Annotated in this window: 21 protein-coding genes; 7 read left to right on the top strand and 14 right to left on the bottom strand. The window is 55.1% G+C overall.

Annotation, left to right across the window (positions count from 1 at the left end; translation table 11 throughout):
- Nucleotides 1-125: 125 nt before the first annotated feature.
- Both ACR0NJ_RS19725 and ACR0NJ_RS19720 read right to left on the bottom strand, forming a co-directional pair.
- On the bottom strand, nucleotides 126-1,514 hold the full coding sequence (locus ACR0NJ_RS19725) for an SLC5/6 family protein (RefSeq protein ID WP_480818797.1): 1,389 nt from the start codon (nucleotides 1,512-1,514) through the stop codon (nucleotides 126-128).
- Nucleotides 1,515-1,607: 93 nt separating this feature from the next.
- On the bottom strand, nucleotides 1,608-2,525 hold the full coding sequence (locus ACR0NJ_RS19720) for a DMT family transporter (RefSeq protein WP_480818796.1): 918 nt from the start codon (nucleotides 2,523-2,525) through the stop codon (nucleotides 1,608-1,610).
- Nucleotides 2,526-2,903: 378 nt separating this feature from the next.
- On the opposite strand from ACR0NJ_RS19720, the gene ACR0NJ_RS19715 reads away from it, so the two are divergent.
- Nucleotides 2,904-4,121, top strand: a complete 1,218-nt coding sequence (locus tag ACR0NJ_RS19715; RefSeq protein WP_480818795.1) for an MFS transporter — start codon at nucleotides 2,904-2,906, stop codon at nucleotides 4,119-4,121.
- A 72-nt stretch (nucleotides 4,122-4,193) separates the two neighbouring features.
- Here ACR0NJ_RS19715 and ACR0NJ_RS19710 read toward each other — a convergent pair whose 3' ends face one another.
- Nucleotides 4,194-5,222: a LysR family transcriptional regulator gene (locus tag ACR0NJ_RS19710; protein WP_480818794.1), complete on the bottom strand. Its 1,029-nt coding sequence runs from the start codon at nucleotides 5,220-5,222 to the stop codon at nucleotides 4,194-4,196.
- On the opposite strand from ACR0NJ_RS19710, the gene ACR0NJ_RS19705 reads away from it, so the two are divergent.
- The 4 genes from ACR0NJ_RS19705 to ACR0NJ_RS19690 are packed head-to-tail and all read left to right on the top strand — an operon-like array spanning nucleotide 5,188 to nucleotide 9,810.
- The gene (locus tag ACR0NJ_RS19705) at nucleotides 5,188-6,801 is read left to right on the top strand and encodes a sulfatase (RefSeq protein WP_480818793.1); all 1,614 of its coding nucleotides are present in this window, start codon (nucleotides 5,188-5,190) and stop codon (nucleotides 6,799-6,801) included. The genes ACR0NJ_RS19710 and ACR0NJ_RS19705 overlap by 35 nt on opposite strands.
- Nucleotides 6,798-7,790 carry a Bug family tripartite tricarboxylate transporter substrate binding protein gene (locus tag ACR0NJ_RS19700; protein ID WP_480818792.1) on the top strand — a complete coding sequence of 331 codons (993 nt, stop codon included), beginning with the start codon at nucleotides 6,798-6,800 and terminating at the stop codon, nucleotides 7,788-7,790. Before ACR0NJ_RS19705 ends, ACR0NJ_RS19700 begins: the two co-directional genes overlap by 4 nt.
- Before the next feature lies 1 nt (nucleotide 7,791).
- On the top strand, nucleotides 7,792-8,283 hold the full coding sequence (locus ACR0NJ_RS19695; RefSeq protein ID WP_480818791.1) for a tripartite tricarboxylate transporter TctB family protein: 492 nt from the start codon (nucleotides 7,792-7,794) through the stop codon (nucleotides 8,281-8,283).
- Nucleotides 8,284-8,289: 6 nt separating this feature from the next.
- Nucleotides 8,290-9,810, top strand: a complete 1,521-nt coding sequence (locus ACR0NJ_RS19690) for a tripartite tricarboxylate transporter permease (RefSeq protein WP_480818790.1) — start codon at nucleotides 8,290-8,292, stop codon at nucleotides 9,808-9,810.
- Between the two features lie 405 nt (nucleotides 9,811-10,215).
- Here the strand turns inward: ACR0NJ_RS19690 and ACR0NJ_RS19685 are convergent, their stop codons facing one another.
- The 11 genes from ACR0NJ_RS19685 to aptA form a co-directional block, all read right to left on the bottom strand.
- Nucleotides 10,216-11,541 carry an amidase gene (locus tag ACR0NJ_RS19685; protein WP_170689460.1) on the bottom strand — a complete coding sequence of 442 codons (1,326 nt, stop codon included), beginning with the start codon at nucleotides 11,539-11,541 and terminating at the stop codon, nucleotides 10,216-10,218.
- Between the two features lie 79 nt (nucleotides 11,542-11,620).
- Complete coding sequence (locus tag ACR0NJ_RS19680) at nucleotides 11,621-12,202, bottom strand: disulfide bond formation protein B (RefSeq protein WP_170687411.1); 582 nt, start codon at nucleotides 12,200-12,202, stop codon at nucleotides 11,621-11,623.
- A gap of 9 nt (nucleotides 12,203-12,211) precedes the next feature.
- Nucleotides 12,212-12,367 carry a DUF5993 family protein gene (locus tag ACR0NJ_RS19675; RefSeq protein ID WP_480480247.1) on the bottom strand — a complete coding sequence of 52 codons (156 nt, stop codon included), beginning with the start codon at nucleotides 12,365-12,367 and terminating at the stop codon, nucleotides 12,212-12,214.
- A 236-nt stretch (nucleotides 12,368-12,603) separates the two neighbouring features.
- Nucleotides 12,604-13,236, bottom strand: coding sequence for a tyrosine-type recombinase/integrase (locus tag ACR0NJ_RS19670; protein WP_480818789.1), 633 nt, complete (start codon nucleotides 13,234-13,236; stop codon nucleotides 12,604-12,606).
- A gap of 231 nt (nucleotides 13,237-13,467) precedes the next feature.
- Nucleotides 13,468-13,878, bottom strand: coding sequence for a universal stress protein (locus tag ACR0NJ_RS19665; protein ID WP_170511082.1), 411 nt, complete (start codon nucleotides 13,876-13,878; stop codon nucleotides 13,468-13,470).
- Between the two features lie 142 nt (nucleotides 13,879-14,020).
- Nucleotides 14,021-15,313 carry a TRAP transporter large permease gene (locus tag ACR0NJ_RS19660; RefSeq protein WP_170511078.1) on the bottom strand — a complete coding sequence of 431 codons (1,293 nt, stop codon included), beginning with the start codon at nucleotides 15,311-15,313 and terminating at the stop codon, nucleotides 14,021-14,023.
- Nucleotides 15,310-15,924 (bottom strand): TRAP transporter small permease, encoded by a 615-nt coding sequence (locus tag ACR0NJ_RS19655; protein ID WP_254429826.1) that lies wholly within the window; start codon nucleotides 15,922-15,924, stop codon nucleotides 15,310-15,312. The genes ACR0NJ_RS19660 and ACR0NJ_RS19655 overlap by 4 nt, the downstream gene beginning before the upstream one ends.
- A gap of 71 nt (nucleotides 15,925-15,995) precedes the next feature.
- The gene (gene dctP / locus ACR0NJ_RS19650) at nucleotides 15,996-16,985 is read right to left on the bottom strand and encodes a TRAP transporter substrate-binding protein DctP (RefSeq protein ID WP_480818800.1); all 990 of its coding nucleotides are present in this window, start codon (nucleotides 16,983-16,985) and stop codon (nucleotides 15,996-15,998) included.
- 104 nt (nucleotides 16,986-17,089) lie between these two features.
- A complete protein-coding gene (gene ald / locus ACR0NJ_RS19645) occupies nucleotides 17,090-18,199 on the bottom strand; it encodes an alanine dehydrogenase (RefSeq protein WP_480818788.1) in 1,110 nt (369 codons plus the stop codon).
- Nucleotides 18,200-18,224: 25 nt separating this feature from the next.
- Entirely contained in the window at nucleotides 18,225-19,736 is a 1,512-nt protein-coding gene (locus ACR0NJ_RS19640; RefSeq protein ID WP_480818787.1) for a CoA-acylating methylmalonate-semialdehyde dehydrogenase, read from the bottom strand.
- 34 nt (nucleotides 19,737-19,770) lie between these two features.
- Complete coding sequence (gene aptA / locus ACR0NJ_RS19635; RefSeq protein WP_480818786.1) at nucleotides 19,771-21,093, bottom strand: omega-aminotransferase AptA; 1,323 nt, start codon at nucleotides 21,091-21,093, stop codon at nucleotides 19,771-19,773.
- 155 nt (nucleotides 21,094-21,248) lie between these two features.
- On the opposite strand from aptA, the gene ACR0NJ_RS19630 reads away from it, so the two are divergent.
- Together ACR0NJ_RS19630 and ACR0NJ_RS19625 are read left to right on the top strand one after the other, a co-directional pair.
- Complete coding sequence (locus ACR0NJ_RS19630; RefSeq protein ID WP_480818785.1) at nucleotides 21,249-21,803, top strand: cupin domain-containing protein; 555 nt, start codon at nucleotides 21,249-21,251, stop codon at nucleotides 21,801-21,803.
- 550 nt (nucleotides 21,804-22,353) lie between these two features.
- Entirely contained in the window at nucleotides 22,354-22,980 is a 627-nt protein-coding gene (locus tag ACR0NJ_RS19625) for a LysE family translocator (RefSeq protein WP_480818784.1), read from the top strand.
- Nucleotides 22,981-23,026: the final 46 nt, after the last annotated feature.

Genomic DNA, 23,026 nt, shown 5'->3' with positions numbered 1-23,026 from the left:
TGTCATTGGGTGGCTCCTTTCCCAGCAGTCGATAACAACTGCACTTTGGCACGTTCGATACCGGTGGAGCAGGAGCCATCCACCTCATCCGCTTTGTGCCGTGTTCAAGCCCTCGCGCGGGTCAGCTATTCGCTCGCAACTCTGCCCGCTGCGCGCTGCGACCCGATCCAGACGGCGGTGCATCCCGCGACCAGCACACAGACGCAAATCTGCAAAAGCTGCTCGTATTTGTGCCCATCAAAGAGGACCTGCGCCACAAAGGCCTGCCCCCGGAACAAGTAAGCCATCGCGCCAAGCATGGCGACGGCAAAGCTGACAAGATACGCCCAGAGCGCCACCTGTCGACCAGCAACAAGCCCGGCCAGCAGGATCGGCGTCAAAAACATCGAGGCGGTGCCCGAGACCGCGACGGCATCGAAAAGTGTCTGGTTACCCCAGAGCGTCAGCGCCGCACCCGCGACTGCGAACATGGCCATGGCAATGCGCCCGCCGGCTAGGCTGCGGGGGGCCAGGCGTAGTTCCTCGACCACCAACCGTGCAGCCGAAGACAGCGCTGAATCTAGCGTCGAGAGCGCCGACACCAGCAGCGAAACCAACAGCGCCAAAAAGACCCAGCCCGGCAGGGCTTGCTCCCAGGTGCCGATCAATTCGCCCTCATAAGGCGCACCATCCAGCGCCGCCTGAATGCCAAAGAACCCAAAGGCCACAATGCAAAGCGAAGAAATCCAAAATGCGTGCAAGAAGCTTTTCCGGGTAGTGTCGCGGTCCGCGAGGAACCCGCGATCCATCATGACCGGGTCATGCACGGGATAGGAAAACACCTGAAGGAAGGCGACGACCAGCAATACCCAGCCATTATACGGCCCGGAAGTGCCCTTGGCGGTCAGAACCGCACCCAGATCAAAACCAGGGCTGAGCACTAGCGCAACAAAGGCAACCGCAAAGACCACAAGAAAAACTGCCATCTGCAGAACGTCCGTCCGCAACGCCGCGCGCAGCCCGCCCCAGGCTGCATATGCCAGCGCCAACAAACCCACCACAAGGATCGAATACGTGCCGATATTGGCGCTATCAGGTGAGACGGCGCTAAAGATCAGACCAACTACGATCAGATTGGCAAAGACCTCAGACAGGAGCCTGAGAGCTATCACGAGGTTATAGCACCCCGTTCCCATGGCCCCGAAACTGTCCCGCAGCCAATCCTGAACTGACCGCGCACCACGCGCGCGCAGCCGTTGCACCACAAAGCCGCCGGTCAGGAATGAGCCATAATAGGCGGCATAAGCCAGCACCCCTGCAATGCCATAGAAATAGCCCAGAATGGCAGAATTCATAAGCGAGCGGGCAAAAATCCAAGTTGTGACCTGGCTCAGCACCAACGTCCACAAGCCCGGCGCGGCTCCTTCGGTGGTTGTCCCACCAAAGAAGCCCGAAACCGAGGCACGTCGGGGCGAGGCCAAGAGACTTGCCAGAATGACGGCACCGAATAGGACAATAATAGCTGAAACTTGCATGGACTCTCCTACTGCTGTCTTGTGGCGCAGCTAGCAGGCGGGTGCGACAACGACCATTCAATTGAACGTGAAATTGCTTGTGAAGGTTCGGTTCTAAGGAGCAGTGATAGGCGGAGGCTCTCGTCGCTTTGCCGACAACGCATTTCCGGCGATGGCAGCTAGCAGAACAGTACCGCCGATCAAGGTGTACAGGCTCGCGGTTTCCCCAAGAAACAGCCAGACCCAGAGCGGTCCGAGTAGGACTTCGGCCAGAGATAGCAAAGCGAGCTCTGCTGCCGGGAGGCTGCGGGAGCCCAGCGTGTATAGGATCAAACCTGCGCCAACTTGGAAAACACCCATGCCCATCGCGATGCCGCCGTCATTGGGGCTCAATACGATGGACAGCCCAAGGCTAAGACATATCACCAAAGTAATGACGATCGCGAAAAGGCCCGACAGGAAAACTGCGGGCAGCATTTCCCCTGTGCGGCCCCAACGCAGGGACACGGTGAAGACCGCGAAGCCGAAAGCCGATCCGAGCGCCGCAAGACTGCCCTTCAGAGCCACACTGCCGGACTTGTCGGCAAACATGATCCCAATTCCTACGATCGCCACCGCGATCGCCACCCACGTTACGATGCGAACGGGTTCCTGCAAAACGACCCATCCGAGTGCGGCAGCCATGAAAGGCGCTGTCGCAAATAGAAGCATGGCATTCGCAACCGAGGTATTCTGGATCGCGTAGATCCCACCGGAATAGGCTGCAACCAATGAAAGTCCCGCTGTTATGACCGGGGTGCCGATGAGGCGGATTTGAACAAAGGGGCTTTCGCCGGACCGCACCCTGATGAACACATACAAGAACAGCGACATGCTAATCGACCGGTAGAGCAGTATCTGCCAGACTGTTGCGTCTTCGATCAGGCGAATTCCAAGACCGACTGTTGACCACAGAACCCCTGCCGCAAAGACGAAGAGCACGCCGTACTTGTGGGCATTTGTGTCGAAAGATGATGGCGCTAAGGGTGTCATGTTGGTCTGATCAATGACGTAACTCCGCTAATGTTAACGACTTGGTGAGAGCTTCGACCAGTCGTTTGCGACATTCACGCGGTTTGCCCAATTCGGCGATGGACATCGCGGCTGTTGCGTGAATTACGAATTGCTGCAACGGTGACGCCGCGCCGCCGCATCTGGTTACATCGGCAAAGTCCGGAAAGGGCTGTCTCCATCTGAAACAGTTGGACCTATTGATCGAATGCTGCGTTTGCCTCTCTGGCGGCTGTGAGCCCTTGGTTCCGGATACTGCACGGAACACGAATGACAGCTATCAGGTTTAATTTGCATAACAAACTTGCGCTCGTATCTTCCCTGGGCAAGAGTTCTTCCCGCATGTCTGGAGTCCCAACAGTGGCCGCATATCTGCTCGCCAGAAACCGTAACTTTCGCCTGCTTTTTAGCGCAGGAACACTGACCAACTTGGGCGACGGGCTGGTTATTCTTGCGCTGCCTTGGCTCGCGACATTGATGACGCAAAACCCGATAGCCATTGCTGCTGTCGCGGCTGCAGGGCGGCTACCGTGGTTGCTGTTTTCAATTCCGGCCGGAGTCATTGTTGATAATGCGGATCATCGCAAGCTCATAGCGCGTACCGACTTGTTGCGGGCGGCCATCATTCTGGCAATTATGATGTTGGCAATGAACCAACAAGCGCAAGGGACTGTCTGGGTGCTTGCAGGTCTTGCCTTCTTGCTGGGGTCAGCAGAGGTCTTACGGGACAATGCCGCCCAAACCATGCTCCCATCCATCGTGGACTCACAAGACCTCGAAAGTGCGAACGGTCAACTTTGGAGCAGTGAGCAACTCACCGGTCAGTTTATTGGCCCTCCGTTGGCGGGATTCTTGATTGCCGCTGGAATTGCTATTCCTTTTGGCATTGACGCTGCACTGCTCGTATTGGCGGCAGGCCTCGTCTGGATGATTTCGCTCCGACCCAAACCAAGGGTCAGCGCTAGCTTTCGTACAGCACTGATCGAAGGGATCACGTACATGCGACGTGATCCGCTATTGCTTCGACTGGCGATTGTCTTGGGAATTGCCAATTTCATTGCGACCGCAACAATCACGGTTCAGGTTCTCTTTGCGCAGGAAGTCTTGGCGCTTTCGTCGTTCCAATACGGTTGGGTGTTGTCTGTAGAAGCCGCTGGCGCGATAACTGGTAGTTTACTTGCAGCCAGATTTATCTCATTGCTTGGAGCTCAGGCCTGCTTGTATCTATCAATTGCAGCCTGGAGTCTTGGCTATGCGGTGGTTGGAATAAGCCAATCAGTTGTCACGATGAGCATTGCGTTGTTCTTTGTTTTGGCAGGGGCGATGCTCTGGAATGTGATTACCGTGTCTTGGAGACAACGGCGTATCCCATCTGAATTGCTTGGCCGGGTCAACAGCATCTACCGTTTTTTCGGTTGGGGTTCCATGCCTTTAGGGGCTTTGGCTGGCGGGGTCGCTGTATCTGTTCTGGAAATTGAGCTTGGCCGTGAACTCGCCTTGCGTTCAACATTCCTACTGGCGGGGCTCACTTGTGCTTTCTTGCTGGCTTACGCATTGCTAAAACTGCGCCTGGATTAAAGGCATAGCAGACCAAATTAGCGTAACGGGCTATGGCCGTTTCGTCCGCATGGCGGTCGCAACGAATGCCCGCTATCCAAACTCAAACCGCTCGAAGAACGCCAGACATGCCTTCATCACACCGTAGTTGAGCGCGCTGCGACGCAAGTGGACACCAGCCTGTCTCCTCGGCAGGCCTTGCTCGATAGGACGTATGATCAAACCCTCTTCTGCGACACGAAAAGCCAGTTGCAGCGGAGCCGACATGATGAATGGCCCTTCACGGACAAGTTGTAAGCCAGTCGTGAACGAGGTTGTCCGAATGTCGATGACATCCTGGCTGGGGGTCGTGGGTTTAAGCAATGTGCGAAACCTGCTTTCGGTCTCGGGATCGTTGCCGAATATGACCCATTGCTGTCCTGCAAGCTCGCGGATATCGATGGCGGCTTGGCCTGCTGCCGGATGGTCCGGCCGCATAACGACACCGTGCTCCACCTCGGTCACCGTAGTGGATGAGAGTTCGGTCTCCAGGCCAACGCCGTCAAGGACACCGAGATACAGGTCGATCTCGCCGCTCAGCAATGCTTCGCGCGCATGCTGTGTCATATCGGTTTTCAGATCGAGCCGAAGGTCGGGAAAACGGGTTTTGAGTTCGGTGAAAAGGCTCGCGACACAGCTGAGGTGAAAAAGCGGACCCGCTCCAACGCGCAAGACGGAAAGGCCCGGCGATGCGATGGCACCGATCTTCTCGCGTGACAGCCGGTATTCTAGTGCAATCCGTTCGGCATTTTCCAGAAGCATCCTGCCCGCTTCGTTAAGACGCATCCCCCGCCGATCCCGTTCGAAGAGCGGTGTGCCGTAGCTTGCTTCAAGGTTTGCGATCCGCTTGGTGACAGACGGCTGCGTAACGCCGAGCGCATCCGAAGCTTCGGTAAGCGATCCGTGCGCGGCGACTGCGAGAAAGGCGGCGAGGTTTCTTTCCAAGTTATTCACTTTTAGAATGGATATAGTCGATACTTCGATTTTACAGAATTCCTTGAATGTCGCAATGTATGCTTCAGCCGTGGGAATTGCTTTGGGAGGGGCGATGCGGACCGTTTTCGTTCTATTCGACTCGCTCAACCGCCTGGCACTTGGTGCCTATGGCGGAACGGCCATCGCAACACCGAACTTCGACCGTTTCGCACGGCGAGCTGTGACCTTCGACAAATACTATGTAGGTAGCCTTCCCTGCATGCCTGCGCGGCGTGACATGCACACGGGACGGCTGAACTTCATGCATCGACATTGGGGGCCGCTGGAGCCATTCGATGACTCTTATGCCCGCATTCTCAGCCAGAACGGCACCTACACGCATCTGATCTCGGACCATTTGCACTATTTCGAGGATGGTGGTTGGGGCTATGCGAATGCCTTCGATAGCTGGGATTACATACGGGGCCAGGAATACGATCCGCTGAAGGTTCTCGTGGCACCGCCGGTCGACCGACTAAGGGAGGCATTTGACGCGCGGCACTATCCGTTGGACGGACTGCCAAATGGCACGGCAACACGCGGAAACTCCTCAAAAGTCGCTTGGAAGAAATCCCGCGCAGCAATCAACGCCCAGTTCCTCGAAACCGAAGCTGATTTCCCAACTGCAAAGTGTTTCTCTGCCGCCTTCGAGTTCCTTGATCTCAACCGCGAGTCTGACGACTGGTTTTTGCAACTTGAATGCTTTGACCCACATGAGCCCTTCGTTGCGCCGGAGCGGTTCAAGGAGGCCTATCGAAGCGGATACAAGGGCAAGATCCTTGATTGGCCAATTTACGAAAAGGCAACGAACTCCGCTGAAGAGATCGCCGAAATCCGAGGTAACTACGCTGCCCTTGTAGCCATGTGCGACGAGTATTTCGGCAAGTTACTGGATTACTTCGATGAACACGCGCTCTGGAACGATACCTGTCTGATCTTGACGACAGATCACGGGTTTCTACTGTCCGAACACGACTGGTGGGGCAAGAACCGAATGCCCTACTACGAGGAAATCTCGCACATTCCCCTGATGATCGCGCATCCGGATGGCGAAAGAGGGACCCGGCGGGCCGCTTTATGCCAGACACCCGACTTGATGCCGACGATGCTCGACATTCATGGTTGCAAGGTTCCTCCTGGTGTCACCGGAACGTCGCTGGTCCCCTCCCTGACCAGTGATGTTCCGGGGCACGCCTCCGTCGCACTTGGCATGTTTGGCGGGCCGGTCTGTGTAACAGACGGGCGCTATAGCTATTTCCGATATCCCGAGGAAGAGGAAGGCTCCGAACTCAGTATATACACGCTGATGCCGACTCACATGACAGGTCCCTTCGACGTCGGCGAATTGCGGTCGGCGGAGCTGGCAGGGCCATTCGACTTCACTAAGGGCGTCCCGCTTATGAAGCTCACGCTCGATTCGAAGAACAGCCAAGTCGGGCAAGACGGTCAAACGCTCGAAGACTGCGAAACTGCGCTTTACGATCTCGATGCCGACCCGGGTCAGACGCAGCCTGTTCGCGACTCTGCCATCGTCGCCCGGCTTTCGGCGCACATTTCCGCACATTTTCAGAGGCACGACGCACCGCTCGAAATTTATGATCGGTTTGGGCTGTCCGATCCGAATTCCAAGAAACGCCCCATCAAGGACGTTGACAAACACACTGACAGGAGGAGATCCAAGTCATGAAAAAACCACTCAAAACGCTGACCGCCGCGGCTGTAGCTGGGCTTACGGCGACCGCTGCTATGGCCGAATTCCCGGAGCGCACCATCGAAGTCATTCACCCCTGGGGACCCGGCACAGGCTCTTCGGTGAGCCAGGTCATTGCCAAGGCAATGGGCGAAGAGCTTGGCGTCGACATGACCGTTCTGTCGGTGACGGGTGGACCGGGCACCAAGGCGCAGACGACCGCCATGAGCAAACCGGCGGATGGATACACCATCATGGATTCTTACGTGGCTCCGCTGGTTCTCGCACCGATCCTGGGTAAAGCCGAATGGGACTACACAGAATTCACGCCACTGCAATCGGCTCATTCGAACGCCTTCGCAATTGGCGGGCGCACCGAGGAGAGCCGCTGGGACGACTTTGCCGGGCTTATGGAATACTGCGCGGCCAATCGTGGAGAGCTTCGCTATTCCTCTGGTTCGCGAAACAACCTGCCGCACATGGTGATCTCGAAGGTGCTTCAGGCGCATGACTGTGTTGCCCAGAACGTGCCCTACACGCAGGACGGTAACGCCGCAAAAGACTTGAAATCTGGCGTTCTGGATTTCTCTTTTGTAAATGTCGGCAATTACAAGTCCGATCCATCCGCGTTCAACATCATGCTGGTTCTGTCCGAACTGGAAGACTCTAAAGCGGCATTCGACGGCGCGCCCGGACTGGATGACATTGAGTTTGACACAGGTCTATCCAAACTGGGCCCGATGGGCTGGACTTGGTGGATTGTTCACCCGGAAACACCAGCGGACGTCGTGGACAAGCTTCGCGAAGCAATGGCTGCAGCAATGGCACGAGACGATGTTAAAGCAGCGATCCGGCAAGTTGGCTTCGTGCCTTTGCCCTATGACTACACCATGTACGACGAAGTTGTCGGCGGTGTGAAAGACCAACTCGGGGCTATGGGCAGCGCGCTGGAATGGGAAGAAGAAGAGCTCAAGAAGCTGCAGTAAGATGAAGCTGTCGGCCAAGCTTGCAGAATGGACGGGGCTCGCGTTTTTCGCGGGCCTCGGCGCGCTGGTTTTCCAACAGATTACGACGTCCATGGCCGAGCAAGGGATTGCATCTGGCGGCCCATATGACAACGCAGCCAGCTATCCGCGCAGCATCGCGATACTTATGTTGGGGCTTCTTGCGGTCCAATTGGTCCGCAATTTCACCTCAAGCGATGCGGACCAATCAGAAACTACATCTCCTACAGCCTTGCGGCGGTCGGTCGGTTTGCTTGTCATCTTTACAATCTACCTGATTTGCCTCGGTTGGCTGGGATACCACCTGTCAACTGCGCCCATGGTGGCGGCAGTCATGATGCTCTGCGGAGCCCGCAATGCCGCTAAAACTGTGGGATTTGCGCTTTCATTGGCCTTCGTTCTGGCTTTTGTCTTTGAAAAGGTCCTGAATGTTGTGCTGCCGGGCGGCATCTTCGGTCTGAATATCCCCTGGTGAGCTTTGATGTTTGAATCCCTTCTCGGCGGCTTTGAGCTGTTTTTCTCGCCTCTTGCTATTGCTTTGACCTTCGCGGGCATCCTGATCGGTTTGCTTGTCGGAGCCTTGCCTGGGCTTGGACCCTTGATGGGTATCATTCTGCTTCTACCGGTGGCCATAGGCCTACCGCCCCTTGCAGGGATGGGTTTCCTCATTTCCATTTTCGTTGGGGGTTCCTGCGGAGGTGCCGTGTCAGCAATTTTGCTTCGAATACCTGGCACACCCATTGCAGCGGCAACGTTGCTGGACGGTTTCCCAATGGCTCAAAAGGGTCAGGCCTCCAAAGCTATTGGCCTTGCGCTCGCGGCATCCTCATTAGGTGGGCTTGTCGGCGGCGTTGTTTTGATTACCGCTTCGCCCGTACTGGCGTCCTTCGCCAGTAATTTTGCACCGCCCGAATATACAATGCTGGCCGTCACCGGGCTGTTGACCATTTCGCTGATTTCCGAAGGCACTTTGGTAAAGGGCCTGATGGCCTGTTGCTTTGGTCTGCTATTGTCAACCATCGGATCCGACGCATTCTCAACGGGGTACAGGTTCACCTTCGGGTCTCACCACATGCTTGATGGGTTCCACATAGTTGCCGTAGTCGTCGGGCTCTTTGCGATCTCCGAGATGGTCTTTCAAGTCGCAAGGGGCGGCCTGTTGGCTCGACCTACGATCGAGATCGCCAAACCCAGTTTCAGATCTGTGCTTCTGGTGCTGAGTCACTGGAAGAATATGCTGCGGTCATCTTTCGTCGGTGTTTTCTTCGGCTCTCTTCCTGGTGCGGGCGGCGACATCAGTTCGTTCAGTTCTTATGCAATCGCCAAGTCATTCGCCAAACCGGATGACAAATATGGCGAAGGCGCAGAAGGCGGCGTCATTGCGACCGAGGCAGCCAACAACGCAACCGTGGGCGGCACGCTGGTTCCCACGCTTGCTCTTGGCATTCCTGGGGACGCTTCGTCGGCAATACTGTTGGGTGCGCTTTTGATCCTTGGCTTCGTCCCGGGCCCCGAAATGTTCACGATGAATCCAGAGTTCGTGGGGGGCCTGTTTCTCGTCTATATGGCGTCGAATGTCATGTTGCTGTTTGCCGGCATTCTCGCGGCTCCATTTTTTATTCGAGTCTTGTTGATCCCGAAACTCTACCTGATCCCGGCAATTCTCATCTTGTGTTGTATCGGAACGTATGCCCTGCAGGGTTCGTTGTTTGACCTGTGGGTCATGCTGGGCTTTGGGTTGGTCGGCATTCTGTTTCGTTTGGCGAAATACCCGCTTGCTCCGATCGTGTTGGGATTGATCTTGGGTCCAATCCTTGAGGCTAATCTACGCCGCTCGTTGCTGATATCCCGAGATGGCTACTGGATATTCCTTGACCGTCCGGTCGCAGTCGCGCTGATCGTCATCGATTTGGCCATCGTACTCGGAATTGCATTCATCGCTTTTCGAAGTTGGCGCGCAACAAAGCGATCGTTCGACTTAGAAACGCAAACAGATGACTAAATCACTTCGTCTATGTTCAAGTCGAATTTTGGTGTAGGTTTTTGCAAGACAACTACGCAGAAGCGGTCGTTGGCGCACGCGCAGCGAATTAGCGCTATGTCCGCGTCTTGTTTGCCGGTTCCAGCCGCAGCGAATGTGCATTTCGGAATCCGCTCAAATTTGTGCCACTCAACGACCGCTCTCACGGCGCCTGCTGCTTCACAGCGAAAACCTTTCCGCGCCGGCGAGTGTTTTCTGCGTCAGCAAAAGCGGCATCGGCAAAAGGCGGCTCTGTCCGCATCCTGTGATTTCGCAGACTTCGAGATTTTGCGTTTGCAGCGAATGGCCGGTTCAACGGGCCGCGCCGCAGTATCTCGACCAGGTGGTGGAGGTCGGCTTTGGGCCGGCAATCCAACCACCCAAGCCTCAGACCGGTGGGCGCAGCTCGTGCCAATGAGTAAGTTTTTGAAACACGTCTGCAAGCTTCAGCAGTGAGGTCTCTTTATAATGGTGTCCCACTATTTGCAGTCCAATCGGCATACCCTTTTGTGTCTGGCCACAGGGCAGACTAATTGCTGGGTGGCCTGTAAGATTAAACCCGCATGTAAAGGGTATCAAACTTGCCAGTTCCTGTGTTGGGTCGAAGTCTGCCAGAGGCATCGCAGGGCGTGGTGTTGTCGGTGTCAGCAAAGCCTGCGCGTCAGCTTCCTTGAGTGCGTGAGTTAGTTCCTGCCGCAACTGCGATCGGATTTCTATAGCGCTCAGCAATTGATCCTCGGGAATTTCCAGACCAGAATCGATCATTTCCGCGACCGCTGGCGAGAAATCATCTCGACGCTTCATTAGAGCGTCAGCATTGGCACATGCCAGCTCTGTCGCAAAGAATGTGACGATTGCGTCCACAGCCAATGGCAGCGTTGGAACGTCAATTTCAACAACTTCCGCGCCTGTTTGGTGGAAAACGTTGCACGCCGCTGAAAATGCGGCTTTGGTTTCCGAGTCGAGGTCGTAGGCTTGGGCAATCGCCTCTAGTGTCGCCGTTCCAAGAACTGCGATATTGTCTGCGGGGCGTGGTGTATCGCCATATGCCGCTCGGCTCTGCAAGGTTGCTTTATCCCAAGGATCTGGCCCTGCAAGTATGGGCAGAATCCGGGTGATTTCGGCGGCGGACCTGGCGATGATGCCAACATGGTCAATCGATGGGGCTGACGCCTGACGCATTACGCCCTGAGAGCTGATCAAGCCCCAGGTTGGCTTCAGGCCCGTTGTTCCTGTCATGGCTGCCGGTATGCGAACAGAACCTGCAGCATCGGTGCCAAGCGCAAAGCGGGCAGATCCAACGGCCACCGAGACGCCCGCGCCTGCACTCGATCCACCGGGATAGCAGGTTAGGTCCCATGGGTTACGTGTTGGTGGCTGATCCAGTCCGCAAGTCAACTCGTGCGCGATTTGCGTTCCGACCAGTATACCTCCTGCGGCGCGAAGCCGTTCAACCACTGCAGCGTCTTTTGAGGGAACACGGTGTTCATAAGCTTTTGAACCTCCGGATGTAACCACGCCCGTCACGTCGAACACCTCTTTTACCGCGAATGGCCATCCTTCAATCTGGGGCTCTTGAGGGCCAACATGGATGTCAGCCGCACCGGCCTGAGCGCCAGAAATCAGCAGATGTCTGTATGCGTGTACTTTGTCATCAGTGCGAGCCAATGCGTCCAGTGCGTCTGAGAGCTGACTGCTGGTGGTAACGGACATGGGTTTTCCACAGCTCCTTGTTGGCAATCAATTCAGTTACTAAGCAAATCGCTATTCGGTCCTAAGTCTATTTAGGCGCTTATGAATCAGCCGTGCCTTCAAGCTCATCCAGCAGCTTGTAATCTGTTGGCGGATCGTCACAAATGCCCGGTCCACATTCCAGAAGTGCTGAACCGACGTTGAGCGCAGCCAAAAGTAGGATCAGGAAAAACACCGCTTTGGCCAACTGGCTGCCGCCGAACCTTTCGGTTGCTCTCACGTCCGACGCTAGGTCGTATTGCTTTTCGAAAACCAGCATGATCGCGGTGCCAAGGATCACCAGACCAAAGGCTATTCCGGCCCATGTATAGAAATGTAAACCAAGTACAGGCGAGCCATAGTGACCTGTGCCTGGGACTATATGCAGCAGAATCTGGCGGATCGAAACGCTAATGCCGAAGATCGCCGCGACAAGAACTATTCCATAGTTTCTTGCGCGCGTACCCCACAACAGGTTCAGCCCCAGACCAAACCCGACGGCCACAAACCCAACACGTTGCAACAAACACAGTGGACAAGGCAGCTCGTACAATACGAGTTGAAAATAAAATGCAAGAACCAAAACAAGGCAAACCGCAAGGGCACCAAGCGCGTTCATGTTTCGAGCAAACTCAGGTGACATGCAAAGACCTCACAGTTGGATAGAAAGTGGGGTCGTAGCGTGAAACTTAAGCCAGTACGTGCTTATCAAAAGTGCAAGCACGAAGATGGCGTATGACGACCTTACAAGCTTGAAATACGCAAGTGCCATCGCGCTGGCAAAAAGTGCAAAAAGCAAAGCAATCATTAGATGCTCCTTACCGGATCGAAGGTGTCCGTGGTGACCAATGTCTATGAACTGAACCGGTTCCAGAGATTTAATCAAGCCTGTAGCGATCGTTTGAGTCGCACTATATTATCGACACTGACTACGCGTTGAAATTGCAATCTCAGCGAATGACCGCAAAGCAGGTTGCAACCGCAGCATCTATGAGTAAGGACGAGTGACCGGTTTGGGCCGCTAACGAAAGCGGCCCATAGTAGTCAGATTTCAATGGCTTCTGCTATGGCAAGTGCATCCTCAAGCTCAACACCGAGATACCGAACGGTACTGTCCATCTTAGTATGCCCAAGTAAGAGTTGCACCGCGCGCAGATTGCCCGTCTTTTTGTAAATCTGAGTAACCTTTGTGCGCCGCATCGAATGTGTGCCATATGCGCTGGCTTCCAAACCTATAGACGTGACCCAATCACGCACGATCCGGGCATACTGGCGCGTTGAAATGTGCAAACGCTCATGGAAACGCCCTGGCCAAAGGTATTCAGACCCAACCATGAGTTCATCTTCCATCCACTTCTCGACGGAGGTCCGAGTACCTTCAGAAATTTCGAAGCGGACGGGTTTCTGAGTTTTACTTTGCAGCACGGAAGCCCGCTCCTTGATCTGACCAGAGGCCATGATGTCAACGACTTTCATCTTAACCAAGTCGCAGCCGCGCAACTTGCTGTCGATGGCCATATTGAAGAGAGCGAGGTCGCGATGGTTCTCTGCGAGCTCCAATCTTACTCGAATTGCCCAGACGTGTTTGGGTTTTAACGGCCGTTTTTGACCGACGATGCGTCCCTTGTTCCAAGCAGGGCGAAGCGCGCGAATGGCAGGTAAATTTGGTGTTTCCATAACTGATCCTCCTTTCCGCCATTCCCGCCCACAACGACAACCCGACGTTGACGAAAGAGGGTATCACAGGATGGCGCGTTGCCGCCGAGGTCGGCTGCGAGTCCTACCTCCCAAATGCCGCAAATTGAAACTCTTTTAGGTACGCCAAAATTAGACCTAGGTCGCCGTCAGACGTGCTTATCGCCGCAGATTTCGCAGAGCAAAGTTGCTAACATGTTGCGGGTACCAGCGTCACAGACGGAGTACATGCACCGAACACTGAGCATGGCGAACAACGAGAGCAGCCGTGGAACCCAAAAAGAACTCTTTCATCCCAGGTTTATGTGAAGCGAGGACGATACAGTCGAAGCCATGTTTGTTGGCGTATTCGGTGATTGCGCGACCTGCCGATTGGCTCTCGAGCAAGATAGACGACACGTCGGTCTCACTTGTTAGGCGCTCGGCCAAGCGCGCCTTTGCTTTTTGAAGAGATTTTTCTGCGATCCCTTCATCCATATAGTACATTATTTGTCTATTTGGGGGCTCATGGATATGCGCGGCAGTGATTTTTCCACCTTCGGATACAAGGGCATGTGCCGCCGCAAGCGCGTGCTCACTGATGCCATGCTCCAGAGACAGCGCGACTAAGACATTTTTGTACATTTCAAACCTCCGTATTTGGGTTTTCGGTTATCTGCTGCTGACTGGCCTCTCCCACTTCATCTTTAGGAGGGTGCTCAGGCACCCCAGTCATAAGAATGGGGTGCGCGTTGTTTCGTCTTGAGGTTTTTGCGCTTTCTTGCCGCTACCTGCTGAGCAGGAGGTCGGGCAGGAACAGGGCCAACTCTGGTACAAAAGTTGTCAGCATCAGTGTCGGCAGCCAGGCAAAAACTATGAAGATCAAAGTGGGCCATAGCATGCGCGAAACCGGCTCATCACAGACCTGAGCTCCGAGGTAAAGCAGCGGCGCAGTTGGAGGGGTGATGTTCGCCATGCCAAGGTTCACGCCAATCACGGCCGCAAAGTGGATCGGATCCATACCAGTGCTCTGCGCGATGGGCAGCAAGATCGGCGTCGCCAGAAGCAGACCCGAAATATCATCCATGAGCATCCCGATAAGGATCATCACGACGTTGATCATCAGAAGGATGACGACCGGATTGTCCGACACGGAATAAACCAGATCCTTGGCCAACTGAGGGGCGCCCTGCGAGATCAAATTGTCCGACACGATCAGAACCATGAAGATCATGACCATGACCACGCCAATCGTAACACCGGAATTCTGGATGGTCTGAGCCAGTGTTTTCCAGGTCAGGCCACGGTAGAAGTAAATCGCGATCGGGATCGAGTAGACCACTGCGATACCCGCAGCCTCGGTTGGCGTCATTATGCCGCCATAGATCCCGCCCAGAATGATCAGCGGCATCATAAGCGCAGGCCCGGCCAAACGTGCCTGAACTCCGAATGTCGGCAGGAACGGTTTAGGACGTTCCGTTAGGTTGATGTCGTCATACTTCCGCAGCATGAACTGATTAACGACGATCAAAAGAGTGATCAGGATGATCGCCGGAATGACCGTGGATAAAAAGCACTTCAGTACGTGCTGCTGTGCAACCCAGCCATAAAGGATGTGAGACGAACTTGGTGGGATCAACAGACCCAAGGGGCTGGCCGCCACGATCAGAGCCGCCGATTGCCCACCCGGATAGTTGGCCTTTTTCAGGTGGGGCATCATGATGCCGCCGATACAGGTCAGCGTTGCATTGGCACTACCGGAAATGGAGCCAAACACACCGCAGGCCAACACCCCAGCCGCGCTCAGTCCTCCTTTGATATGGCCAATGAACATTTCAGCCAGAGAGACAAGAGGGGCCGCGATTTTACCTTTCTCCATTATGCCTCCGGCGATCATGAAGAGTGGGATCGCCAGAAGTACAAGTGAGCGGATACCTGTAGAGCCGGTGGGCAAGTAGCCGGTGATGGATTGATCTCCGACAAGGGCGATGAAAATCAAAACCGATCCGAATGCTACATAAACGCTGACGCCCAACAGCAGCATAAAGCAGACGATTAGGAGACTTCCTCCGATGATCATTGGGTTTCTCCTTTTTGCATTTCTGATCTCAAGGGAAGCCCGAGCCCCTTGCGGATATGCACGTACAGATACGCCGCCGTGAACGTCGCCATGAGGCCAAAGGCAATCATGATCGCAATCCGCCAGGTCACAAACGGAATGCGCAGCACCGGGGTTGCGCGCAGTCGCGGGAATGAGAAGTCATCAAGCAGCGAGACATAGCAGGCGTACATGAGGAATAGGATCACCAGCACCTCGACTGTCAGGACGACAAAGCCGCGCCACCAAATCAACCGAGGGTTTTGGATCACAATGCCAAGAATGTCTGCGTTGATGTGCAGGTTGCGGGCAGAGGCCAGAACAGCACCTGCAAAAAAGCCGATGATGCTAATGCCCAAAAGCCACTCTTCGTAGGCAAACAGATCACCGCCAAATCCATACCGGATTACAACGACTGCCCCAAATGTGAAAGCCATCAGGAAACCGGCAAACATGACGATCTGCCTCATGACAAAAGCCACTGCTTTCAGCGGATACCCAATAATGACTGGCAACTCGTCAGTGATTTTTTGCGAGCTCTTCTTTTCTGCACTTTCGACGACCAACGGACGCTCAGCTTCAGTGCTAGACATCTTTCTCCCTCCCTTTGTTGAGCCAGAGACGAAAAAAGGGCCAACTGATTAGCTGACCCTTTTCTCAGTGATTATTGCTGTTCTCTTGCAGCCAGCAGGCGGTCGATGATGTCCTGACCGACGTTTTGTGCCATCGCTGGCCAGACCGTTTCCTGGACATGAGCGGCCATCGCAGCTTGTTCTTCGTCACTCAGGCGCAGGATGGTGTAGCCTTTGTCGAGCAATTTCTGGCCGAACACTTCGTCGTTCTCACGATTGTAGGCAAAGAAGTCTTCGGACGCCTTGGTCATCGCGGCTTGCAGCGCGGCGCGCTGATCGTCGTTCAGCTTGTCGAGTGTCCGCTGCGACGCATAGAAGGTTGTCAGCTCTGAGATCGAATTGTACTCGACAAAATGGGTGCCAACATCCGACTTGGCGAAGATCGAGTAAGTCGCGGTCTTCGTGCAGCAGATTGCTCCGTCGACAATGCCGGCCTGAAGCGCGGGGAAGATGTCGCCCCATGCCATGGTGGTCGCCTGGTAACCCAGTTCTTCGACCATCGACTTCACAACGCTGGACGACCAGACGCGAATGTTCATGCCCTTGTCGTCAAAAGTATTCCAGTTCTGGGGCTCTTGCGACGAAACGATGCCGATGAACCCTTCCGGATTCTGCGCCATGACGCGCACGCCATATTCGTCGGTGATCTCTTGCAGGATGGTGTTGAACTCGGAATCCATGTTCAGAAGCGTGCTTTCCATGTCATCCCAGCCGCCCAGCAGGAACGGCATGGACAGGAATTCCAGGCGTGGATCGGTATCGGCATAGATGAACGCCGATGCCAGGTCGATATTGCCGCGTGCAACATCTTCGAACAGCGCCTCACCCGAACCCAGTTGGTTTGCCGGGAATACTTCGATCTTCAGGCCGACGTCTGCTGCAGCGACATCCGCTGCGACCTGCTCCATCATTTTCGTGCCCTGATGGTCAATCGGGAACACGCCGGCAAAGCGCAGTGTCATGTCTTCCGCTGCGGCTGCTGTTGAGATCGTGGTTGCAGCAAGCAAAACAGCGCCACCCATCGCGCCGAGGGCGCGGCGGTTAATCTTCGTAGTCATTTAGGTTTCCTCCTCAGTGGTGTGTGTCCCGCCGCATTACGCGCGGCGGGACATTTCTTTGCTTCAGTTCAGCAAAGTTCCGGGGCGATGAACTCGTATCCAAGGTCATCGGCCACAGCCTTGTACGTCACCTTCCCGTGGGCCACGTTCAGGCCATTCATCAGGTGACGATTGTCTGCAAGCGCCTGCTTCCAGCCATTGTTGGCAATAGCCAGAGCGTGCGGCAGCGTGACGTTGTTCAGTGCATAGGTCGAGGTTCGGGCGACTGCGCCAGGCATGTTGGCGACGCAGTAATGAACAACATCGTCGACAACATAGGTAGGCTCTGCGTGAGTGGTGGCTTTGGACGTTTCAAAGCAGCCGCCCTGATCGATCGCCACGTCCACGACGACCGCACCGGGTTTCATTTTCGAGATCAGCTCGCGCGAGACCAGCTTGGGCGCAGCAGCGCCCGGGATCAGAACCGCGCCAACAACCAGATCCGCATTGGTGACTTCTTCCTCCAGCGCAGCTTTGGTTGAATAGACAACCTTGGCCGAGGCCTCGAAGTGGTTTTCCAGCTTCTCCAGAACTGCAGGGTTACGGTCCAGAATGGTCACGTCCGCGTGCAGGCCGACGGCCATCTGGGCCGCATTGAACCCAACAACACCGCCACCGATGACCACAACTTTGCCGGGCTTCACGCCGGGCACACCGCCCAGCAATACGCCCAGACCACCCTTGGCTTTCTCCAAAGCGCTGGCACCGGCCTGGATTGACATGCGACCGGCAACCTGGCTCATCGGTTTCAGCAGGGGCAGACCGCCATTGTCGTCGGTGACGGTCTCATAAGCGATGCAGACAGCGCCCGAGTCGACCAGATCTTTGGTCTGTTCCGGGTCGGGGGCCAGATGCAAATAGGTATAAAGGATCTGACCTTCACGCAGCATGGCGCGCTCAACGGCCTGAGGTTCCTTCACCTTCACGATCATCTCTGCATTGGCAAAGATATCGGCTGCAGTTGCAGCAATTTCGGCTCCGGCAGCGCGATAGGCGTCGTCATCTGCGCCAATGCCAGTCCCGGCATTGGTCTCTACGATGACGTTGTGACAATGCGAGACTAGTTCCGCGACGCTTTCGGGGGTCAGGCCAACCCGATATTCATGGTTCTTGATTTCCTTGGGAACACCAATGAACATGTTCTTCACTCCTTGGATCGGATGATCAATTTGCCGTCGGCATGACGAATTCGGCACCTTCCGAGATGCTCTCGGGCCAGCGCTGCATGATGGATTTCTGCTTGGTGTAGAAACGCACACCCTCTTCGCCGTAGGCGTGCATGTCTCCGAACAGGCTCTTCTTCCAGCCGCCAAAGCCGTGCCAGGCCATCGGAACCGGGATCGGAACGTTCACGCCGACCATGCCGACCTGAACCTGCTTGCCAAACTCACGTGCAGCATTGCCGTCGCGGGTGAACAACGACACGCCGTTGCCAAACTCGTGGTCGTTGATCAGTTGCAGGCCTTCGGCAAAGTTCGAGACGCGGACGCAGGACAAGACGGGGCCAAAGATCTCTTCCTTGTAGATCTTCATGTCGGGTGTGACGTTGTCGAAAAGGGTGCCGCCCAGGAAGAAGCCTTGCTCATGCCCTTCGACGATATAGTCGCGGCCATCGACCAGCAGGTCAGCACCTTCTGCAACGCCAGAGTCGATATAGCCCTTGATCCGGTCGCGCGCAGCAGCCGTCACGATCGGACCCATCTCGGCGTCCAGCTCTAGGCCATTCTTGACCTTCAGAGTTTCGGCGCGCTCTTTCAGAACTGGCATGAGTTTGTCGGCAGTATCACCAACCAGCAGAGCAACCGAGATAGCCATGCAGCGTTCGCCTGCCGAGCCAAAGGCTGCGCCGATCAGGGCGTCGGCTGCCTTGTTCATGTCGGCATCGGGCATAACCAGCATGTGGTTCTTTGCGCCACCCAGAGCCTGAACGCGTTTGCCGTGCCGCGCGCCAACTTCATAGATGTAGTTCGCAATCGGGGTCGAACCGACGAATGACACGGCCTTGACGTCGTCGTTCTCCAACAACGCATCCACGGCGACCTTGTCACCTTGTACGACGTTGAACACACCATTGGGGAAACCGGCTTTCTGCATCAGATCCGCGTACAGCAGCGCTGCGGACGGATCGGTCGGCGACGGCTTCAGGATAAAGGTATTGCCTGCGGCGATGGCGATCGGGAACATCCACATCGGCACCATGACCGGGAAGTTGAAGGGAGTGATCCCAGCCACAACGCCCAACGCCTGACGCGTTGTCCAGTTGTCCATTCCGGTGGAGACCTGCTCGGTGTAATCGCCTTTGAGGAGTTGCGGGATACCGCAGGCAAACTCGATGATATCAATACCACGCTCAACTTCGCCTTGGGCGTCGGTGAACACTTTGCCATGCTCAACCGTGATGGCGCGTGCCAGATCGTCCTTATGCTCGCGCACCAGGGCCAGAAAGTTGTTCATAAGGCGGGCGCGGCGGATTGGCGGTGTGTTTGACCACTTCGGGAACGCGGCTTTGGCAGCGGCTACTGCGTCGTCGACAGTCTGGACGTTCGCCAGTGACACCTCGCCGGTTTGCGCACCGGTTGCGGGATTGAAAACCGGCTGAGTATTCTCACCGGATGGAGCAGTGATTTGGCCATTAATGTAGTGGCCGATCAAAGCGATCGGGGATGCATCTTTCATGATGTCAGTCCTTTTTGGGGTTAGAAGTCAGGGGTTATGGCAGTTCCGCCAATACCTCTCCAAGTGTTAGACAAAGTTTTGTTATTTCGGGTTCCGAGATGATCAGAGGTGGAGACAAGGCGATGATGTCACCTGTGACACGGATCATTATTCCGGCGTCCCAGGCTCGTTTCATTGCATCATAACCCCGTGCCCCAGGCGCGCCCTCTCGTGGTGCAAGCTCGACCGCGCCCACCAATCCCAGATTGCGGATATCGATTACGTTCGGCAGACCTTTGAGGCTGTGAAGCTGATCCTCCCAGGGCTGCGACAGCAATGCAGCGCGGCGGAACAGATCGTTCTCCCTGTAGCTCTCCAGCGTTGCCAGCGCGGCGGCGCAAGACACCGGATTGGCAGAATAGGTATAACCGTGGAACAGCTCAATCGGCGCATCGGCGTTTTCCATCGCCGAGTCATAGATCTTGTCGGATACAATGACCGCACCCATCGGGATGACACCGTTGGTCAGGCCTTTGGCGGTCGTGATGATGTCTGGCTTTACATCAAAATACTCTGACGCCGTCGCTGCCCCCAAGCGACCGAATGCAGTGATAACTTCGTCGAAGATCAGCAGAATGCCATGGCGGTCGCAGATCTCACGCAGTCGTTTTAGGTATCCTTTCGGCGGCAGGAGAACACCGGTCGAACCGGCCATTGGTTCGACGATCACAGCCGCAATTGTCGAGGCGTCATGTAAAGCAACCAAACGCTCCAGATCGTCTGCCAGCTCTGCCCCGTGTTGTGGGCAGCCGCGGGAGAATGCGTTCTTGCCCAGATCATGCGTGTGACGCAGGTGATCAACGCCGGTCAGAAGCGCGCCGAAATGCATGCGGTTCTTGACGATACCGCCAACCGAGATGCCACCAAACCCTGTGCCGTGATAACCACGCTCGCGCCCGATCAAGCGCGTACGCGCCCCATCGCCGCGCATTCGATGGTAGTGCAGCGCTATCTTTAGCGCCGTGTCGACAGACTCGGAGCCAGAGTTGGTGAAGAATGCGTGGTTCATCCCCTCGGGCATCATCGCGGTCAGTTTGACCGACAACTCAAATGCCTGAGGGTGGGAGAACTGGAAGTTTGGTGCGTAATCCAGCTCGTGCACCTGTTTCTGTACCGCTTCAACGATCAGCGGATCACGGTGACCCGCGTTGACGCACCACAGTCCAGCGGTGCCATCCATGACCTTCCGACCATCAGAACTGATGTAGTACATCCCCTCGGCTGCTTGGATCATTCGGGGCTCGCGAAGGAAATCACGATTGGCCGAAAACGGCATCCAAAACGATGACATTGTGTTGGGTTGATCGAGCACGTTCATTCCTCGTGAAGAAGATTTTCATTTGATGACAAATCCTTGCAGAGTTAAGACCTTCCGCACATCCGGTTTTATTTTAATCTGTAAGTTATTGAAAAAAATCATTGCACCCCTAGAATGCTTTCGATCCAAAGCAAGAAAGCACTAGAGTAACGGTTTTGTCATCAGATCTCGAAACAGCCCGTCGTCTAAAGCTGATTCGGACGACCAAAGGCCTCAGTCAACGCGAAATGGCCAAACGCGCGGGAGTGGGTAGCGGAACGATTTCTCAAATCGAAAGCGGTTCGACCCAACCATCTGTGGCGTTGCTAAAGAAGATCCTTGCCTCAGTAGACGTCAATTTGGGCTTTTTCTTCAGTTTTGAATTGCAAAACGAGGAGTCGTTTTTTTACCCGCACGAAAGAATGCGCGACCTAGGATCACCCGGAGTCTCCTATTTACTTGTCGCAGGTGAGCGCCGAGACAGAAAGCTCCAGATGCTCATAGAAGAGTACGATGTCGGTGCCGACTCGGGTCGATCTGAACTGTCGCACGAAGGAGAGGAATGTGCGGTTGTGATAGAGGGCCGTCTTGAAGTGACGGTAGATGGGCAGTCCAGGATTCTGGGTCCCGGGGACGCGTACTACTTCTCAAGCATATTGCCACACAGGTTTCGAAATGCTGGAGACGCACCCTGCAAAGTCATTAGCGCATGCACTCCTTCGTCGTTCTGACTAAATGAAAGAGCTCTTCTGTGAGCGCTTCGATATTTCTCGGGATAGTCAAACTCGACGACCAATTTAGAATGTACAAATGCAATCGGCATTCACAACCAGAGGCCATTTGTCGAATTTCTTACGCGATCCCCGTCGGCGGGCTTTTTAGATTTCGCGCGTGCAGCGAATGGCCGGAATGCGGGCTGCGGCTGCGAAATCTAATGAAGTGCTCAAAGTCGGCTTAGGGCCGTCCTCCGGAGTGCATGGCGATTACCCGTCCGAGATGCTGCATTCGCTCCGATGGCCGCAAAGAGCCCAACCTGAGAATTCGATTTTCTCGCTGCGCGCGCTCGCAGCGCGAGTTTTGCCGCACTGGCATCATCTTGAATACGGCGCTGCGGCGACAAGGGCGACCATTTGTGCTGAGCGCAGCGAAACTTTATCAGGCAATGCGCGATACGCGGACGAGGCTACCGTTCAATGTACTGCGAACAAGGTCTGCTTTGGGCAGTGGACACATTGTACGGCGGGTGCGATGTTCGGATTGAGTTAATCAGAGGATTTCGGTTTGGACAGTCTTAGCATCGTAGCGGTTTTGGGTGGTTTCTGGCTGTTTCATCTGCTCGCTGTCATCAGCCCTGGCCCAAGTCTCATCGTAGTCACTCAGACATCAATTTCCGTATCTCGGCAAGCAGGTGTTGCCAATGCGCTCGGTTTCGGCGTCGGCTCAATTATCTGGGCGTTCGCTGCAATCTTTGGGTTAGGAATTCTCTTTACAGCGGTGCCGTGGGTGTATGTCATTGTAAAGACAGCCGGAGCGCTGTACTTAATTTTTCTTGCGTTCAAACTGCTTCGTAGTGATGGGATTGTTGATACAGTCGGAGACCACACGGTCGCGGCGAAGACCAGCTTGGGAGCATTCAACAAGGGGCTCTTGATCCAGCTTTCGAACCCAAAAGTTGTAATATTCATGGGCTCGATATTGACAACGCTTCTTCCCCAATCTCCATCACCCTTGCTGCTTGCATTGGTCTTGGCAGTCATCTTCTTAAATGAATTCATCTGGTACAGCTTGGTTGCAACCATGTTTTCGATCAGACGTATCCGCGAACTCTATGCTAAGGCATCAAAGATCATTGATCGCATAGCTGGTTTCTTTCTGGGTGCGTTGGGAGTTCGTATTTTGAGTCAGTAAGCGGGTACTCATGCAACGCGCGGCATCTGATACATTGGGCTCTGAG

It is taken from the genome of Ruegeria sp. F11 (assembly GCF_056533855.1).
The sequence above is the reverse complement of the archived record's forward strand: the minus strand, read 5'-3'. Positions and strand labels throughout refer to the sequence as shown.